Source organism: Mucilaginibacter phyllosphaerae (assembly GCF_004378255.1).
In the GTDB taxonomy this organism is placed as follows: Bacteria; Bacteroidota; Bacteroidia; order Sphingobacteriales; family Sphingobacteriaceae; genus Mucilaginibacter; species Mucilaginibacter phyllosphaerae.
Genome location: NZ_SNQG01000001.1, coordinates 579,773 through 595,212 on the forward strand (window position 1 = coordinate 579,773; position 15,440 = coordinate 595,212).

Below are 15,440 nucleotides of genomic sequence, written 5' to 3' on the forward strand. Positions count from 1 at the left end.
TGCAAAACACTAATTTCGCGGTACAAGAAAAGAGGAACAGGATTTGGATTATTTAGAGGGGTTAAATCCCGAGCAAAAGGCAGCCGTATTACAAACCAAGGGGCCGGTAATGATCATTGCCGGTGCGGGATCCGGTAAAACACGTGTGATCACCTTTAGGGTGGCACACCTTATTCGCAGTGGTGTGGATAGCTTTAATATACTGGTACTTACCTTTACCAACAAGGCCGCCCGCGAGATGCGCGAACGGATCAACCATATTTGCGGCCCCGAAGCCAAAAACATCTGGATGGGTACCTTCCACTCGGTGTTTGCCAAGCTTTTACGGGTGGAGGCCAACCGCATCGGCTACCCCAGCAATTTTACTATTTACGATACCGACGACAGTAAAAGCGTACTGCGCGCCATCCTCAAAGAAATGCAGCTGGATGATAAGCTTTATAGCGTAAATTTTGTGCTAAACCGCATATCTGCAGCCAAAAACAACCTGGTTGGCTGGCAGGAATATCAAAATAACGAACAGATACAAGCCGATGATTTTAGCAGCGGCCGCGGCATGCTGGGCAAGATCTATGAAACCTACGCACAGCGCTGTTACCGCGCCGGCGCTATGGATTTTGATGATTTGCTATTCAAAACCAACGAGTTATTAAAACTCCATGCCGATGTATTGAACAAGTATCAGCAGAAGTTTAAATACCTGATGGTGGATGAGTATCAGGATACCAACTTTTCGCAGTACCTGATCGTGAAACGCCTTGCCGCCGTTAACGAGAACATTTGTGTGGTGGGCGATGATGCACAAAGTATCTACGCCTTCCGCGGGGCCAATATCCAGAACATCCTCAACTTTGAGAAGGACTACCCCGACCTGCACATATTTAAGCTGGAGCAGAACTATCGCTCCACCCAAAACATTGTAAATGTGGCCAATAGCATTATTGCCAACAACAAAGAACAGCTTAAAAAGAACGTTTTTTCTGAAAAAGAGACAGGCGATAAAATAAAGGTAATGCGCGCTTTCAGCGATAATGAGGAAGGCAAGCTGGTGGCTGATGCCATTATGTTCCAGCGCAGTTCAAACGGCCTTAAGTGGCACGATTTCGCGATATTATACCGTACCAATGCCCAGTCCCGCTCGATGGAGGAGGCCTTGCGCAAGAACGGTATCCCTTATAAAATATATGGCGGCTTGTCCTTTTATCAGCGTAAAGAGATCAAGGACTTGATAGCCTACTTCCGCCTTACCTTTAACCCTAATGATGAGGAAGCGCTTAAACGGGTTATTAATTACCCAAAACGCGGCATTGGCGATACTACGGTTGACCGGATCATTGTGGCTGCAGACAAAAACAACATTACGCCTTTTGAGGTGATATTAGAGGCAAACCGCTATGTAGACAAAACCCCGGCATCCTTAAATGCCTTTGCTGCCATGATCCAGAGCTTCCAGGTGATCACTAAAAACCAGAGCGCTTACGAGGCTGCCCTGCATATTGCACAGCACTCGGGCCTGCTTAAGGATCTTTACGAGGATAAATCTGTAGAAGGGCTTAACCGGTATGAAAACATCCAGGAACTGTTGAACGGGATCAAAGAGTTTTCTGAACGGGAGGATATTGAGGAAAAAGGACTGGATATTTTTATGCAGGATGTGGCCCTTTTAACCAATGATGATAAGGATAAAAACAAGGATGCCGATACGGTATCGTTAATGACCATTCACTCCTCTAAAGGGCTGGAATTTCCCCAAGTGCATATTGTGGGGCTGGAAGAGAACCTGTTCCCTTCGCAAATGTCGCTTAACTCGCGCAGCGACCTGGAAGAAGAGCGCCGCTTGTTCTACGTAGCCATTACCCGCGCCGAGTATAAATTAACCATCAGCTACGCTACATCGCGCTTTAAATTCGGCACGCTCATCAACTGCGAGCCAAGCCGTTTTTTAGATGAGATAGACGCCAAGTACCTGGAGCTTGATTTTACGGCCAAACCGGCGCCGTCTGCGGGCTCGTCCTTTGATGATGAACGCAGTGCCTGGACCCGTAAAAACGATACTTATTCTAAACCAAAAGCAGCTACTGCGCCACCGGTTAAAACCACATCTATACTGGCTAAAGCGCACGTACCATCTGCCGGTTTTAAACCTTCGGATACCGCTAACCTGCAGGTTGGCATGCAGGTTGAACACGAACGTTTTGGTTTTGGCAAGGTGCTTACCTTAGAAGGTAGCAAGCCCGATATTAAGGCGACCATATTTTTTAAGGAGATAGGGCAAAAACAACTGCTGCTTAAATTTGCCAAACTGAGTATAATCAGTGGGGTAGAATGACGCACTATTCCCGATTTATGTAGAGTAAATTCCACATAATTATATATATAAGCATTAACTATGCGTTAAATACGCACAATAAGCATATATTTAATATATGGCACAAGGTTTGGACAATAGTTAATACCCTTTTCCCCTAATTAACTATTATGTACATGATGAGCGATACCATCAAAAAGAAAACAAACAAATCTGCAGGCAAAAACATACGTACTTTACGCCATGAGCGTGGCTGGAGCCAGGAAGACGTTGCCAACCGGTTGGGTATATCTATCCCGGCCTTTTCAAAGATCGAAACAGGCGTTACAGATATAAATTTATCCAGACTGGAGCAAATTGCCAATATCTTTGAAGTAAGCGTTGTTAATCTTTTATCGCTTGAATATACCGAAGAGCCAAGCACACAAGATGTAAGCCTGAGCATCATCCAGAAAAAACTGGTTGACAGGGAAGTTGAGATCAGCAACTTACAGCGCAAGGTTATTTTATTGTATGAAGAACTGTTAAGCAAAAGCGGCGTTGCCATGTAAGTTTGGCTGTACACTGTTCATTATACGCAACACATCACATTTTTTTTAAAGATCGGTAATTATAAAGATCAATTGATTTTAGTGCAATTAAATTAAACCTTGATTAATTAATTGCATCAAATGACAAAAAATCTTATTAATTACCATTTTTTTGTTTAAAATTTTGATGGCATGTGTTTTACATCGCGTTTGGTTTTAAAATTGTACAGCATTTGTACAACTAAAAACTATCTATGTCTAACTACATGATATCTATTTCAAATGCCGACCAACTAAAAGTTGGGACCATACATGACAGGCGCAGCAAGTTAAAAGTAAAAGCATTTGATTTATTCAGGTCGCGGGTAAAACAACGCGAGGGGGAAGTAAGGTTTTTTGTTACCGCCGGTAATGAGACCCTGGCATTTGAAACCGAGGGCTACAAAAGGCACAGGCAGCTGTTAATTCTGCAAATGATATCAAGATATTGTATGTATTTAGGGTTGATGGAAGCGCAGATACACAGCACGTATCCGGGCTTATAAGTATTATTTAAAATACGTTTTTGCCCGAGTCGTTCAGCATATCGCTCATTTCGATGATCTTTTGATCAATATCAGATACGCATTTATCCATCATATTAATACATTCTTTTTCATCTACAAGGCCTTCCTTTTCCAGGTTCATTAACCCGCGTAAGGTAGCAATTGGTCCGCGGATCTGGTGCGACAGGTAGGATGAGTATTCAGAAAGCTTTTTATTCTTGATCTGCAGATCTTTAGTGCGTTCATCAATGATCTCTTCCAGATGATGATTAACCCTGTCCAGGTTATCCTTCTGCCGTGATACCTCCTCGTTCAGTTCAGTAAGTTTGGTATTGGTTATTGTTTTACGCTTTACATTACTTACCAGTAAAACTATAACAACCGATAAAAGGCCAGCTACAACGGTAACGGCCCAAAACTTTATCCGGTCGTTCTGCTGCCGCTGGATGGTCAGTTCGTTCTCACGCTGCCTGGCCTGCTGCTTAAACTGCTCCTGCATCATATTGATCTGGGTAGACTCATTTGAAGTGTAAATGGTACTATCCTGCCTAAAGATCGTCTGCAGATAATATAATGCCCGTTCGTAATTTTTGCGCTTAGATTCTAACTGGTAAATGGTATAATTATAATCCGATTCCAGCTTTTCATCCTTCACCGCTTTAGAGTAAGCCTGCCCTTCCCGTACAATTCTTTCGGCCTCGTCAAAACGCCTTTGCGCTATATATAATGATGCCAGCGTAAGGTTTGTGCTGGCAACCGGTTTATTAAGATCCATTTCTTTAGCTGCCTTATTTGCCGCCAGCAAAAGGTTTTCGGCCTTATCAAACTGGTTCAGGTTAAAATATATTACCCCCCTGTTTTGCAGTGCCTGGATCAGGTTAACCGTATCCTTGATAGACATAAAGATGCTATTCCCTTTATCGTAATAGGTAAGTGCCTGGTAAAAGCTTTTTTTGCGATAGTAAACGTTGCCGATATTAAGATACGACGAGCCTATCAGCTGTTTATCATTCAGCTTTTGCGCAATAGCCAATGATTTTTTAAGGTACTCTAACGAACTTGCATAATTATTATCCAGATACAGGTTACCAATATTATTATAAACCTTAGCCTCGTTCCTCAGATCCTTAATTTTTGAAAATACTGATAAGGCCTGCAAATAATCATGTATGGCAGCACTGGCCATATTTAAATAATAGTTTCCTATACCCCTTACGCGGTAAGCTTCGCCCACACCTTTTTCATAGCCTGCTTTTTCTGCAATAGCCAGGGCCTTATTGGCAAAGGCGATGGTTTGATCGGGGCTTGTTAAACGGTTATCATAGGCTTGCTTATTTAGCTTTACCACCTCATTGCTATCTTGTTGGCCAACCTGGGCATTGGCCTTGATGCAAATAGCATTGGTAAATAAAAATAAAATAAAAAGCGTAAAAATTTTATTCATCAATGCTTCATACGTTATAATAAAGTGAAAGTTATGAAATAATTGTAACATTACTTCAATAGAATAAATTTAATGTAAGCAGCATCCTGAAATTTTTTTTTCAACATTGCCTGATAATTAAAAAACATAATTATATTTGTGATGTTAAATTATTGACTGTTAATAAGTTATAGAGTTAAAAATATATTATTGATAAAAACAATAATCGGAAAAATATGATTATACTATTAACCAATAGTTACAGTAAATGCACTAAACTATTATTAATAGTCGAATAATTAAAATTTACTTATAGTATAAATAAAAAATGAGTTATTGATTGTGAAAATATGAGAAAAAACATAATAGCATACCTGGTTTTGTTAGGCGGATTACTGCTTACATCGTGTGTTAAACAGCAAAGCGCACGCATTACGCTGGATGTATTTTTAAAAGCAACAACCGGTGCCCGAAAAGACATCGGAACAGCAGATTAATTGATCAATAAACCTTAAAACAGAATACTTAAAACGCATAATATGAAAAAGTTAATTATAGCAGCAGCATTGATCTTAGCAACAGGTGTGTTACCATCTTACACTAAACAGATCACCGTAAAGCCAACCGAAATAACCATTGCCCAAAGCCCGGTATCTATCAGAAAAGATGTAGGCACAGCCGATTAGTTAATTAACAATTAAAATACGTTGGATATATAAAATAAATTTTATGAAAAAGATAGTTTTCGCAGTAGCCGTCATCTTAACAACCGCAGCTTTACCATCCTATACCAAACAAGCTAACGTTAAGCCCATCGCCATTAATTCTGTTGACCCAAGCCTGGCACTTGTAAAAAAAGATATAGGTACCGCCGACTAATTATTCTGAAGCATAATTCCAATTAAAAAAACCCCTGACTAAAATACTAACACATGAAAAAATCAATTGTAGCAGCAGCCATATTAATAGCAAGCACAGGCATTTTAAGTACATCGTGTACCAAAGAAAAAACACTTGCCCCAACAGCAACTTTTGAAAAAAGCACTACCGCCAACAAAAAAGATGTAGGCACAGCTGATTAAGAACAACCAGATAACAACTATCAATAAAATACACCAACACAAATAATACACCCTAAAATATAACCATCATGAAAAAATTCATCATAGCAGCAGTATTAATTTTAAGCACAGGCGCATTATCTACAACTAACGCTTCTGCTTTATCTAACAAAAAAGATGTGGGCACTGCCGATGCTAAGAACAAAAAGGATGTAGGTACTGCCGACAATAAAAAAGATGTAGGCACCGCTGATAACAAAAAAGATGTAGGTACCGCAGACAACAAAAAGGACGTAGGCACTGCCGACTAATCAATCTCAGGAATAAGTAAGAACAAAACATATAAATACACAATATAATCCCACACCCTCAACATATAACGATCATGAAAAAATTCATCATAGCAGCAGCATTAATTTTAAGCACAGGCGCATTATCTACAGCTAACGCTTCTGTTTTATCTAACAAAAAAGATGTAGGCACTGCCGATGCTAAAAACAAAAAGGATGTAGGTACTGCCGACAATAAAAAAGACGTAGGCACCGCTGATAACAAAAAAGATGTAGGTACCGCAGACAACAAAAAAGACGTAGGCACTGCCGACTAATCAATCTCAGGAATAAGTAAGAACAAAACATATAAATACACAATATAATCTCACACCCTCAACATATAACGATCATGAAAAAATTCATCATAGCAGCAGCATTAATTTTAAGCACAGGCGCATTATCTACAGCTAACGCTTCTGTTTTATCTAACAAAAAAGATGTAGGCACTGCCGATGCTAGAAACAAAAAGGATGTAGGTACTGCCGACAATAAAAAAGACGTAGGTACTGCTGATAACAAAAAAGATGTAGGTACCGCAGACAACAAAAAAGACGTAGGCACTGCCGACTAATTAATACACAACCTGCATATCAAATTAATTACAGCAAAAAAAATGAAAAAAGTAATCATAGCAGCAGCCTTAATATTAACATCAGCAGTAGCAGCATTTTCGCTAACTACCAAAGCAGGCAACAAAACCGAGCAAAACAAGTTGCAGGAAGACAGCATAACCGTTTCTGTTAAAAATGCAAACGCTCCAAAATCTGATATTGCCACCGCCGATTAATTGTTGATCAGCCTAAAAATCATATAGAAAAAATGCCCCGTTAATATCAACGAGGCATTTATGGCCGGGAATGCCGGATTTAAAGTTTTATAATGCCGGTTTTACTGCCGTTTTAAATTTGGTACAATTATCAAGTTTATACATTAAGGTATAACCGGCGGCAGTATCAGTTTGCTGGCGACCATCCTTAACTACTTTAAATGGTTTTTGCGCAAGTTGCTGGGCCGATAGCTGGAATACAACACCAAGCGTATCTGTTGTACCTTCCTGCATAAATTTCCATACGGCTTTAATATCATTACCATTCAACACCCCCTCTAAAGTCCCCTTACGTGCATCTTTTTCTTTGGGGATCCATTGCATTTCGCCGCTTACCTTACCAGCTTTAATTACTAAATGCACTGCTGGTTACTGGTGCCTTCAGTGTGTATAAAGCAATACTCCATGTTTTGTGCCGGTGCATTCCATGTAGCTGATGCTTCTGCAGAGGTATCGCCTGCTGTAGTTTTTGTAGTGTCGGCACCCTTGTTTCCACTGCCGGCGCATGATGCCAGGGCAAGCGTACAGATACTTAATATGGTATATGGTTTCATAATGATATTTATTGTTTATGACACATAAACGTTCCAGTTGCTAAAAAGTTCGGATACCGGTTACAGGCATCCGGCCACAAGGATAAATTATGTAACGATACTGATACATTTAAAAGCCGGATAAGGTGATCCCGAGAATATAATTTTCAAAAACATGTAGCTGCACGTAGCTGATTGCGTTGATAAAAGATCAAAACAATAAACCTTAAAACAAATTGTATAATGCGGTTTTGATACTATAAACTGCATTTAGCTGAAATAAACATGGTTACTGCCTTACAGCCATCATTTAACTTGCTTTAACTGGTTTACATTCTCTAATTAGCCAGCTATTAAAAACCACCTCATTAAAGGCTTAAGGTACATTTCATCCGGCTGTGTGAAGTGGCCACGTGCAAAAAATCAGCCTTGGCACAATTTGTTAGTTAAGTATAAATACATATATTGCCAGCGTATTTAAAATCCCCTGTTCTGTCAGCAACGGCTCATCTAACAGGGAATGAAACAAAACATTATTAATACAGTTACAATTAAAACTTAAAACAACTAAACATGGCAGCTTCAGGAATCACCGCGTATTCAGTAAAAACAAAAACTAAAAATGTTCCAATGATCGATCCTGTTATCGACATTAAATCTGGCAGATACATTGCTACAGGCAAAGATGCAGAAGGTAATAAAATGGCTGCTATCATGGGCAAAGCTACTGCAGAAGAGCATATCAAAGCTGGTAATGCTAAAAAAGGATCTGGCTGGTAATTTATATTTCATCCAATAAAAAAACCTGCTTTAACAAGGCAGGTTTTTTTATGCGCCAACATTTAGTCCGGCTTATTTTTTCCAATCTTTATAGGGATATACAGATAAGCTGGCGTTAGTGTAGCGGCCATCGTGGCTTACCTCAAGGGTAACCCAATCCGGTTTTTCAAATGCTTCGTCTTCCTTATCTAATTCTATTTCGGCCACAATAAGCCCGGTATTATCCCCCGTAAAAACATCTACTTCCCACAAATGCCCGGCATGGTTAATATGATAACGCAGCTTCTCGACAACCGCATCCGCAAAGTTTTTTAGTATCTCTTCCCCTTCTGCTACCGGTATGGCATATTCATATTCGCTGCGGCTTATACCTGTTGCTGCACCCTTAAGGGTAAGGTATGCAGCAGTACCGGTAACCCGTATGCGTACAGTTCGCTGCTCTTCGCTTAAAATATAACCTTGCTTATAGGGTTTACCCGGCGGCTTGTTCAGCTGGCCCCATTTAGCATCATCCACTAAAAATTTTCTTTCTATCTCGGTTGGCATACAGGCTTGTTTGTAGCGGGTAAATTACAATAATAGTTTTTATAAAAACACGTTTATACGGTACATTTAAACCGTATTTTGATTTTGGCGTAAACGTTAACAAATGTTAAAACAAAATCCTGCCAACATGCAGTAAAGCTAAATGTTTATATTAGCCACGCTACTTTAATTATTTCAATGAGCCTTAAAAAAATCGCGCTGTCGCTGCTAATGGTTACCTGCTTTGTTGCGCCTGCACTGGCACAAAGAGACACGGTTAGCCTGAATACCATCATCACCAAAACAAGCAAGTTTGCTTACAGCTACCCGATAGAAAAAGTTTACCTGCATTTAGATAAGCCCTATTACAGTGCCGGCGATACCATTTGGTTTAAAGCATATATAACTGCCGATAGGCACCAGCCCAGCACACTAAGCAATATTGTGTATGTTGATATAGCCACCAATCAGGATTCGATGGTAAAGGTTGTAAAGCTGCCTGTTACCAATGGTGTAGCAAACGGCAACATTATTCTTACCCCGGATGTGTATAAGCAGGGCAATTACCATTTAAGGGGCTACACCGCCTACATGCGCAACTTTGATAACGATTACTTTTATCATAAAAATATAGCCATAGGCAACGCTATACAAAGTGTGGTTAACACAAACATTGCCTTTAAAACAGCCGATGCCGCCGGTAAGCAAAAAATAACTGCTACCATTAGCTACAAACAACCCGGCGAACCCGCGCTGGCCAATAAGCGTGTTAATTGGAGCATTACAACGCCCGCCGGGGACGAAATAAGCAAAGGAAAAAGCACAACCGACCAAAACGGATTGATAAATGTTGTTTTGAATGAAAATGCATCCGCTTCTTTAAAAAATGCAACGCTAACAACATCTATTGAGTTGGGTAACCGCCGGGAATCGTTAAATAAATTTGCGCTTAATGCAGCAGTTGCCGAACGCGATGTGCAGTTTTTCCCCGAAGGTGGCGAACTTACACTGGGTGTACGTTCAAAGGTTGCCTTTAAGGCAGTAAATAATAACGGGCTTGGCATTAATGTAAAAGGCACTATAACAGATAATACCGGCACTGTTGTGGCCACGCTGGAATCGCAGCACCTGGGTATGGGTATATTTGCCTTGATGCCGCAGGATGGCAAAACTTACAAAGCTATCATTACCTTTGCCGATGGTATTAATGCCACTTATGATATGCCACGCATAAAACCGGCAGGCATTACTATGGCTGTATATAATAGCGCTGCAGATAGTATCAGCATTAAACTATCTGCAAACGAACCTTACTTTAAAGCCAACCAGGGTAAGGCCTATTATATAGTTGTGCAAAACGGCGGTGCTATATATTTTGCGGCGCAAACCGTTTTACAAACGCCCGTTTACAGCGCGGCTATCCCTAAAAGCAAATTCCCGACCGGTATTATGCAGCTAACGCTTTTTAGCGAACGCGGCATCGCCTTAAGCGAGCGTATTATATTTATCAAGCATAACGATATGCTGAACCTCACCCTCACACCCGATCGTAAAATATATAACACCAGGCAAAAGGTAAAACTATCTGTACTGGCCAAAAACAAAACACTGCCTGTTACCGGCGAATTTTCAGTATCGGTTGTTGATGAAGATAAGGTACCCTCTGATGAAAATGCCGAAAACACCATTTTTTCGAACCTTTTACTTACATCAGAGATTAAGGGCTATATAGAGAAAGCCAATTACTATTTTACAGGTAAAGATCAAAACGCTGATGCTAACCTTGATATTTTGATGCTTACGCAAGGTTATCGCCGCATTTCCTACCGTAATATTTTAACAGGTAAATTCCCGCAAATACAATTATTCCCAGAGCAATCCGGCCTGGAGGTAACGGGTATGCTGCGCAATAATACAGGTATGCCTGTTGCAAAAGGCAATCTGAGGATGCAGATAGCAGGTAAAAACCAGCTATTTGAAACCGTAACAGATATGACCGGCAATTTCAAATTCTCTAAACTTAACTTCCCGGATTCGGCGCAGATCGTTTTAAATGCACGCAATAACGTAAACAGCAGAAACCTGATGATATCTGTAGAAGGCGATAGCTACCAGCCGCCTACTAAAAACCCATACGTAACAGACGAAGTTACCGATATTGACAGCACCATTAAACCATTGCTGCTTAACACCAAAAGGCAATATGATAATCTGCATATCTTAAAAGAGGTAGTGATCAAAGCCACATCATTAGTAAGAAAGCCAAGTCATAGCGACTATGGTTCATTATCCGGCTTACCCATGATGGCCGACCAGGCAGTGCCGGGCGAAAGGTTTAAGGATTGCCCTAATCTATATACCTGCCTTCCATCTATGCTATTAGGTATAAGTGCTGAAAATAACACACTCTTTTTTTCAAAGAATGTATCCAATCCTAACCGAAAGCCGATACAAATTTTTATAAATGGCAGGCCAATGGATTACTCTTACCTAAACACCTTTAGGGGTGCCGATGTAGAGAATATTGAGGTATTTAGAAATGACGGGCTTAGTAGCATTAATAAAAACTACGATTCGGACGGGATTATATCCATCATCACCAAAAAAATAGAAGGTACAAAAATATCATTAGCCCAACTGCAGGAAATGCTGCCTAAAGGTAACCTGCTTACTTATAATGCCCAGGGATACGGTGTTACACGCGAGTTTTATTCCCCACGCTACGATCCGCTAAAACAAGGTGCTTTTGGCGGCGACCTGCGCAGTACAATTTACTGGAGCCCCAAGGTTAAAACGGATAAAACCACCGGTGCAACTTTTATGGAATATTTTAACGCGGATGGTAAGGGCACCTATCGTGCAACTATCGAGGGTATGGATGCCGACGGTAACCTGGGCCGTTATATTATACGTTATACTGTAAAATAATGGGCATTTGCATATACCATTATTAATTGCCACATTTAGGTAACCTAAAAAACCTAAACGTATGGATGCATCATTAATTAACTGGCCCGCTGTATTGGTAGCGGCCTTATCCGGCTTTGCTGTTGGTGGCATTTGGTATTCAAACAGCCTGTTTGGAAAAGCCTGGATGGCAGATAGCAAGCTTACTGCAGCAGAAATAAAAAAAGGTAACAAAGCCAAAATTTTTGGTTTTACCTTTTTATTTGCCTTGATTATGGCAGCCAATCTGGCTGCTTTTTTAGCAGAACCTAAAACCGACCTTGCCTGGGGAGCCACTGCGGGTTTCCTTGCGGGGATATGGGCGTTTGGTGCAATAGCAACACATAGTTTGTTTGAGCTGAAAGGCTGGCGTTATATTTTCATTAACGGCGGATACAGCGTAGTAGCGCTAACCATTATGGGCGCCATATTAGGTGCCTGGCGATAATATATCCCTCTTGCTTATATCTGCATCCGATTTGAAATTGTTATTACGCAGTTAGCCTATATGACATTGGAATGAACCATTGTACCGAACAATACAGTTTACTTAGCGTTACTTTAATTCATATCATCAGAAAAGGTAATTATGAGCAACGAAACAAAAACATTTCAAAAAACATTTAGCATAGGCGGCGACCTGGAAGTAAACCGTTTAGGTTACGGCGCCATGCGCATTACGGGCAAAGGTATTTGGGGCCCGCCAAAAGATCACGATGAAGCCATCCGTGTATTAAAACGCGCGGTTGAACTGGGTGTTAATTTTATTGACACAGCCGACAGTTATGGCCCCTACATTTCTGAAGAACTGATAGCTGAAGCGCTTTACCCCTATCCTGCCGACCTGATCATAGGTACAAAGGGCGGCCTGCTGCGTACCGGGCCAGATCAATGGCCTGTTAATGCAAGTGCGGCGCACTTAAAAGAAGCCCTGGAAGGCAGCCTTAAACGTTTAAAGCAAGACCAGATAGACCTGTATCAATTACACCGTATTGACCCCAACATACCGGCCAAACAAACATTTGAATTTTTAAAGCAAGCCCAGGCCGATGGTAAAATAAGGCACATCGGCTTATCAGAAGTTGATATGGACGATATTAAAAAAGCACAGGATTATTTTGAGGTGGTATCTGTACAAAATATGTACAGCGTGGATAACCGTAAATGGGAAGGCGTTTTAAACTACTGCGAGGATAACGACATTGCATTCATTCCCTGGTATCCGCTAAATGCAGGCAATGTGGCCGCGCAGGAAAAGCTGAAACATATTGCCGAAAAACATAGCGCAACTGTTCATCAGGTAGCATTAAGCTGGTTGCTTAATCACTCAAAAAACATATTGCTGATACCGGGCACATCAAGCGTAGCCCACCTGGAAGAAAATATAAAAACCGCCGGCATTACGCTGGATGACGTGGATATGAACGAACTGGATGGCATATCGCCGCCGGTTGGTTAGCCTAAACAAAAAGGATGCTGTTTAAATTCAGCATCCTTTTTTGCTAATATGTATTTTTGCCCTGATGAAAAGTAAAGAAGAGATCCTGAACAGTTATTATGCGCATGGTGCAGACGGCATGCCCGAAATTAACGCCGATAGTTTGCTTAAAGCGATGGAAGAATACCGCCGGCAGGCAGAAGAAGCTGCTTTTAATGCCGCCCGCTTACAAAATAATAATCAGCCTGCCTTTGTAACCTTTGCAGATTACCAGGCAAGCCTGCAAGCCCAAATTAAGCAATTCCCTAAAAAGGATACCGTACAATTAGTTGCCGACAGCATTGTAGAACAGTTTTTGCCGGATGACCCAACCCAGCATACGTTTGAATTTAGCTTTAAAATAGATGGCACCAACCATACCGCACGCTACAAAAGAAACCCGCAAGGCCAATGGGAGTATGCCGGTAAAAATTAAGTTAAAAATCAAAAGTAAAAAACTATTCACCTGGCTTTGTTATGGTCAAAAAATCGCATAGCGATTTTTAAATTTTAACTTAAACTTGTGCTACTTTAAAAGGCTTTACATCAACTGTTTCCCATATTTTTTGGGTAATGTAGGGTTCGCCCTGTTTCCAGGCTTCCAGGGCTTCTTCGCTTTCAAACTGAAGCACCATAACAGATCCGATCATCTTACCCTCGTCATTCAGTACGGCACCACCTAAAATATAGTTACCGCTCTCCTTTAGTACTTTAGCGCCATCCAGATGATGCTGGCGCACATTCATACGGCGTTCAAAGGCTCCTTCGTCGGTATAATCATAACCGGTTACAATATATTGGTTCATTTATGTAGTTGTTTATATTGCTAATTAACAAATAACAGCAAGTTCTGTTTAACGTACATATTATTAAAACAAAATACACTTGCAGTAGCGTAATAAGTGTATAATTTACAATATTTGTTTCCCCAAACAAAACCAATTATGAAGGCACATCTGCAACAGGAATATATAAAGCATTACGGTAAAGAAGCATCGGCAACCTATTTTTCTCCCGGCCGTGTAAATTTAATTGGCGAGCATATTGATTATAATGGCGGCCTGGTAATGCCATGTGCTATTACTTTTGGTTCATATCTGCTGGTATCGCCAAATAACGATCAGGTTTTCCGTTTTAAAAGTCTTAATTTTTCTGAACAGGCCGAAGTACCTTTGCAGGCCGAACACAAAAAAATAGGCGAAGTTTGGTACAATTATCCTGTCGGTGTGATCACTCATTTCATTAACGATGGCAAAAACCTGCAAGGGCTTGATATGCTTTTTTATGGCGATATCCCCATCGGATCGGGCTTATCTTCCTCAGCATCTATAGAAGTGGTTACCGCCTTTGCTTTAAATGATCTGTTTAACGCAGGTTACAGTAAGCTTGACCTGGTTAAGCTATCGCAATCGGTAGAAAACAAATTTATAGGTGTTAATTGTGGCATTATGGACCAGTTTGCCGTTGCGTTCGGCGAAAAAGATAAGGCCCTGATGCTGAATTGCGATACGCTGGATTACCAGGCGGTTGACAGCAACCTGGGCAATTACCTGTTAGCAATTATCAACACCAACAAACCCCGCAAACTGGCCGAATCTAAATACAATGAACGTGTACAGGAATGCCAGACTGCCCTTGCCGCCTTAAAGCAGCAACTGGATATTAATTACCTGTGCGATATTGACACCGAAACTTTTGAGCAACACAAGCATCTGATAACAGACGCTACAGTACAAGCCCGCGCTGCCCATGTGGTAGCAGAGAACGACCGTGTAAAACTGGCTGCCAAAGCATTAAGCAATAATAACCTGGCCGAGTTTGGCCGCCTGATGTATGCCTCGCACCAATCCTTACGCGAATTGTATGAGGTAAGCGGCGTGGAACTGGATACCGTGGTAGATTATAGCAAAACCAACCCTAACGTTGCCGGAGCACGTATGACAGGCGCAGGCTTTGGCGGATGCGCCATCGCTTTGGTTAAAAAAGAAGCTTTTGATACATTCAGCGAAGAGGTTACAGCCTATTATAGCAACAAAATTGGCTACGCGCCATCTGTGTATGCATCGCTCATTGGCGATGGCGTAGGCATGCTGAATGAAGTAATGAGTGGGGAATAGCAATAGCGAGTGGTTAAAACAATAACCATTGATATAT

22 protein-coding genes are annotated in these 15,440 nt (G+C 41.0%); 17 read left to right on the forward strand and 5 right to left on the reverse strand.

Going from position 1 to position 15,440, the window contains the following annotated elements; translation table 11 throughout:
- The first annotated feature begins 43 nt into the window (after nt 1-43).
- From E2R65_RS02255 to E2R65_RS02265, 3 genes are all read left to right on the forward strand, one after another.
- A complete protein-coding gene (locus E2R65_RS02255; RefSeq protein WP_134334844.1) occupies nt 44-2,329 on the forward strand; it encodes an ATP-dependent helicase in 2,286 nt (761 codons plus the stop codon).
- Between the two features lie 155 nt (nt 2,330-2,484).
- On the forward strand, nt 2,485-2,859 hold the full coding sequence (locus E2R65_RS02260; RefSeq protein WP_229704599.1) for a helix-turn-helix domain-containing protein: 375 nt from the start codon (nt 2,485-2,487) through the stop codon (nt 2,857-2,859).
- 233 nt (nt 2,860-3,092) lie between these two features.
- Nucleotides 3,093-3,383 (forward strand): hypothetical protein, encoded by a 291-nt coding sequence (locus E2R65_RS02265; RefSeq protein WP_134334845.1) that lies wholly within the window; start codon nt 3,093-3,095, stop codon nt 3,381-3,383.
- A 7-nt stretch (nt 3,384-3,390) separates the two neighbouring features.
- Here the strand turns inward: E2R65_RS02265 and E2R65_RS02270 are convergent, their stop codons facing one another.
- A complete protein-coding gene (locus E2R65_RS02270) occupies nt 3,391-4,827 on the reverse strand; it encodes a tetratricopeptide repeat protein (protein WP_158285193.1) in 1,437 nt (478 codons plus the stop codon).
- A 329-nt stretch (nt 4,828-5,156) separates the two neighbouring features.
- On the opposite strand from E2R65_RS02270, the gene E2R65_RS19530 reads away from it, so the two are divergent.
- The 8 genes from E2R65_RS19530 (at nt 5,157) to E2R65_RS19545 (ending at nt 6,986) form a co-directional block, all read left to right on the forward strand.
- Nucleotides 5,157-5,303, forward strand: coding sequence for a hypothetical protein (locus E2R65_RS19530; RefSeq protein WP_158285194.1), 147 nt, complete (start codon nt 5,157-5,159; stop codon nt 5,301-5,303).
- Between the two features lie 42 nt (nt 5,304-5,345).
- Nucleotides 5,346-5,492, forward strand: a complete 147-nt coding sequence (locus E2R65_RS19700) for a hypothetical protein (protein WP_183500299.1) — start codon at nt 5,346-5,348, stop codon at nt 5,490-5,492.
- 43 nt (nt 5,493-5,535) lie between these two features.
- Nucleotides 5,536-5,685, forward strand: a complete 150-nt coding sequence (locus tag E2R65_RS19535; protein WP_158285195.1) for a hypothetical protein — start codon at nt 5,536-5,538, stop codon at nt 5,683-5,685.
- Nucleotides 5,686-5,738: 53 nt separating this feature from the next.
- Nucleotides 5,739-5,888 carry a hypothetical protein gene (locus E2R65_RS19540; RefSeq protein WP_158285196.1) on the forward strand — a complete coding sequence of 50 codons (150 nt, stop codon included), beginning with the start codon at nt 5,739-5,741 and terminating at the stop codon, nt 5,886-5,888.
- A gap of 68 nt (nt 5,889-5,956) precedes the next feature.
- Nucleotides 5,957-6,178 (forward strand): hypothetical protein, encoded by a 222-nt coding sequence (locus tag E2R65_RS02275; RefSeq protein ID WP_134334847.1) that lies wholly within the window; start codon nt 5,957-5,959, stop codon nt 6,176-6,178.
- 74 nt (nt 6,179-6,252) lie between these two features.
- Nucleotides 6,253-6,474, forward strand: a complete 222-nt coding sequence (locus E2R65_RS02280) for a hypothetical protein (protein WP_134334848.1) — start codon at nt 6,253-6,255, stop codon at nt 6,472-6,474.
- Between the two features lie 74 nt (nt 6,475-6,548).
- Nucleotides 6,549-6,770 (forward strand): hypothetical protein, encoded by a 222-nt coding sequence (locus E2R65_RS02285; protein ID WP_134334849.1) that lies wholly within the window; start codon nt 6,549-6,551, stop codon nt 6,768-6,770.
- A gap of 42 nt (nt 6,771-6,812) precedes the next feature.
- Entirely contained in the window at nt 6,813-6,986 is a 174-nt protein-coding gene (locus E2R65_RS19545; protein ID WP_158285197.1) for a hypothetical protein, read from the forward strand.
- 87 nt (nt 6,987-7,073) lie between these two features.
- Here E2R65_RS19545 and E2R65_RS02290 read toward each other — a convergent pair whose 3' ends face one another.
- Together E2R65_RS02290 and E2R65_RS02295 are read right to left on the reverse strand one after the other, a co-directional pair.
- Nucleotides 7,074-7,388 carry a hypothetical protein gene (locus E2R65_RS02290; RefSeq protein ID WP_134334850.1) on the reverse strand — a complete coding sequence of 105 codons (315 nt, stop codon included), beginning with the start codon at nt 7,386-7,388 and terminating at the stop codon, nt 7,074-7,076.
- Complete coding sequence (locus tag E2R65_RS02295; RefSeq protein ID WP_134334851.1) at nt 7,379-7,579, reverse strand: hypothetical protein; 201 nt, start codon at nt 7,577-7,579, stop codon at nt 7,379-7,381. Before E2R65_RS02295 ends, E2R65_RS02290 begins: the two co-directional genes overlap by 10 nt.
- A 552-nt stretch (nt 7,580-8,131) precedes the next feature.
- Between E2R65_RS02295 and E2R65_RS02300 the strand changes: the two genes are divergently transcribed.
- Nucleotides 8,132-8,338: a hypothetical protein gene (locus E2R65_RS02300; RefSeq protein WP_067062306.1), complete on the forward strand. Its 207-nt coding sequence runs from the start codon at nt 8,132-8,134 to the stop codon at nt 8,336-8,338.
- A 72-nt stretch (nt 8,339-8,410) separates the two neighbouring features.
- On the opposite strand, the gene E2R65_RS02305 is transcribed toward E2R65_RS02300, so the two are convergent.
- Nucleotides 8,411-8,884 (reverse strand): CYTH domain-containing protein, encoded by a 474-nt coding sequence (locus tag E2R65_RS02305; RefSeq protein ID WP_134334852.1) that lies wholly within the window; start codon nt 8,882-8,884, stop codon nt 8,411-8,413.
- A 177-nt stretch (nt 8,885-9,061) separates the two neighbouring features.
- Here E2R65_RS02305 and E2R65_RS02310 point away from each other — a divergent pair, with 177 nt between their 5' ends.
- The 4 genes from E2R65_RS02310 (at nt 9,062) to E2R65_RS02325 (ending at nt 13,722) form a co-directional block, all read left to right on the forward strand.
- Entirely contained in the window at nt 9,062-11,791 is a 2,730-nt protein-coding gene (locus tag E2R65_RS02310) for a carboxypeptidase regulatory-like domain-containing protein (protein ID WP_134334853.1), read from the forward strand.
- A gap of 61 nt (nt 11,792-11,852) precedes the next feature.
- Entirely contained in the window at nt 11,853-12,257 is a 405-nt protein-coding gene (locus tag E2R65_RS02315; protein ID WP_134334854.1) for a DUF1761 domain-containing protein, read from the forward strand.
- A gap of 141 nt (nt 12,258-12,398) precedes the next feature.
- Nucleotides 12,399-13,268, forward strand: coding sequence for an aldo/keto reductase (locus E2R65_RS02320; RefSeq protein ID WP_134334855.1), 870 nt, complete (start codon nt 12,399-12,401; stop codon nt 13,266-13,268).
- 64 nt (nt 13,269-13,332) lie between these two features.
- Entirely contained in the window at nt 13,333-13,722 is a 390-nt protein-coding gene (locus E2R65_RS02325) for a hypothetical protein (protein ID WP_134334856.1), read from the forward strand.
- Nucleotides 13,723-13,801: 79 nt separating this feature from the next.
- Here the strand turns inward: E2R65_RS02325 and E2R65_RS02330 are convergent, their stop codons facing one another.
- Nucleotides 13,802-14,092 carry a YciI family protein gene (locus tag E2R65_RS02330; protein ID WP_134334857.1) on the reverse strand — a complete coding sequence of 97 codons (291 nt, stop codon included), beginning with the start codon at nt 14,090-14,092 and terminating at the stop codon, nt 13,802-13,804.
- A 138-nt stretch (nt 14,093-14,230) separates the two neighbouring features.
- Between E2R65_RS02330 and E2R65_RS02335 the strand changes: the two genes are divergently transcribed.
- On the forward strand, nt 14,231-15,403 hold the full coding sequence (locus E2R65_RS02335; RefSeq protein WP_134334858.1) for a galactokinase: 1,173 nt from the start codon (nt 14,231-14,233) through the stop codon (nt 15,401-15,403).
- Nucleotides 15,404-15,440: the final 37 nt, after the last annotated feature.

What these genes read in the sequence shown, in the direction of transcription:
- E2R65_RS02260 (WP_229704599.1), top strand. Translation starts at nt 2,485, where the DNA reads ATGATGAGCGATACCATCAAAAAGAAAACAAACAAATCTGCAGGCAAA.
- E2R65_RS02265 (WP_134334845.1), top strand. Translation starts at nt 3,093, where the DNA reads ATGTCTAACTACATGATATCTATTTCAAATGCCGACCAACTAAAAGTT.
- E2R65_RS02270 (WP_158285193.1), bottom strand. Translation starts at nt 4,827, where the DNA reads ATGAATAAAATTTTTACGCTTTTTATTTTATTTTTATTTACCAATGCT.
- E2R65_RS19530 (WP_158285194.1), top strand. Translation starts at nt 5,157, where the DNA reads ATGAGAAAAAACATAATAGCATACCTGGTTTTGTTAGGCGGATTACTG.
- E2R65_RS19700 (WP_183500299.1), top strand. Translation starts at nt 5,346, where the DNA reads ATGAAAAAGTTAATTATAGCAGCAGCATTGATCTTAGCAACAGGTGTG.
- E2R65_RS19535 (WP_158285195.1), top strand. Translation starts at nt 5,536, where the DNA reads ATGAAAAAGATAGTTTTCGCAGTAGCCGTCATCTTAACAACCGCAGCT.
- E2R65_RS19540 (WP_158285196.1), top strand. Translation starts at nt 5,739, where the DNA reads ATGAAAAAATCAATTGTAGCAGCAGCCATATTAATAGCAAGCACAGGC.
- E2R65_RS02275 (WP_134334847.1), top strand. Translation starts at nt 5,957, where the DNA reads ATGAAAAAATTCATCATAGCAGCAGTATTAATTTTAAGCACAGGCGCA.
- E2R65_RS02280 (WP_134334848.1), top strand. Translation starts at nt 6,253, where the DNA reads ATGAAAAAATTCATCATAGCAGCAGCATTAATTTTAAGCACAGGCGCA.
- E2R65_RS02285 (WP_134334849.1), top strand. Translation starts at nt 6,549, where the DNA reads ATGAAAAAATTCATCATAGCAGCAGCATTAATTTTAAGCACAGGCGCA.
- E2R65_RS19545 (WP_158285197.1), top strand. Translation starts at nt 6,813, where the DNA reads ATGAAAAAAGTAATCATAGCAGCAGCCTTAATATTAACATCAGCAGTA.
- E2R65_RS02295 (WP_134334851.1), bottom strand. Translation starts at nt 7,579, where the DNA reads ATGAAACCATATACCATATTAAGTATCTGTACGCTTGCCCTGGCATCA.
- E2R65_RS02300 (WP_067062306.1), top strand. Translation starts at nt 8,132, where the DNA reads ATGGCAGCTTCAGGAATCACCGCGTATTCAGTAAAAACAAAAACTAAA.
- E2R65_RS02305 (WP_134334852.1), bottom strand. Translation starts at nt 8,884, where the DNA reads ATGCCAACCGAGATAGAAAGAAAATTTTTAGTGGATGATGCTAAATGG.
- E2R65_RS02310 (WP_134334853.1), top strand. Translation starts at nt 9,062, where the DNA reads ATGAGCCTTAAAAAAATCGCGCTGTCGCTGCTAATGGTTACCTGCTTT.
- E2R65_RS02315 (WP_134334854.1), top strand. Translation starts at nt 11,853, where the DNA reads ATGGATGCATCATTAATTAACTGGCCCGCTGTATTGGTAGCGGCCTTA.
- E2R65_RS02320 (WP_134334855.1), top strand. Translation starts at nt 12,399, where the DNA reads ATGAGCAACGAAACAAAAACATTTCAAAAAACATTTAGCATAGGCGGC.
- E2R65_RS02325 (WP_134334856.1), top strand. Translation starts at nt 13,333, where the DNA reads ATGAAAAGTAAAGAAGAGATCCTGAACAGTTATTATGCGCATGGTGCA.
- E2R65_RS02330 (WP_134334857.1), bottom strand. Translation starts at nt 14,092, where the DNA reads ATGAACCAATATATTGTAACCGGTTATGATTATACCGACGAAGGAGCC.
- E2R65_RS02335 (WP_134334858.1), top strand. Translation starts at nt 14,231, where the DNA reads ATGAAGGCACATCTGCAACAGGAATATATAAAGCATTACGGTAAAGAA.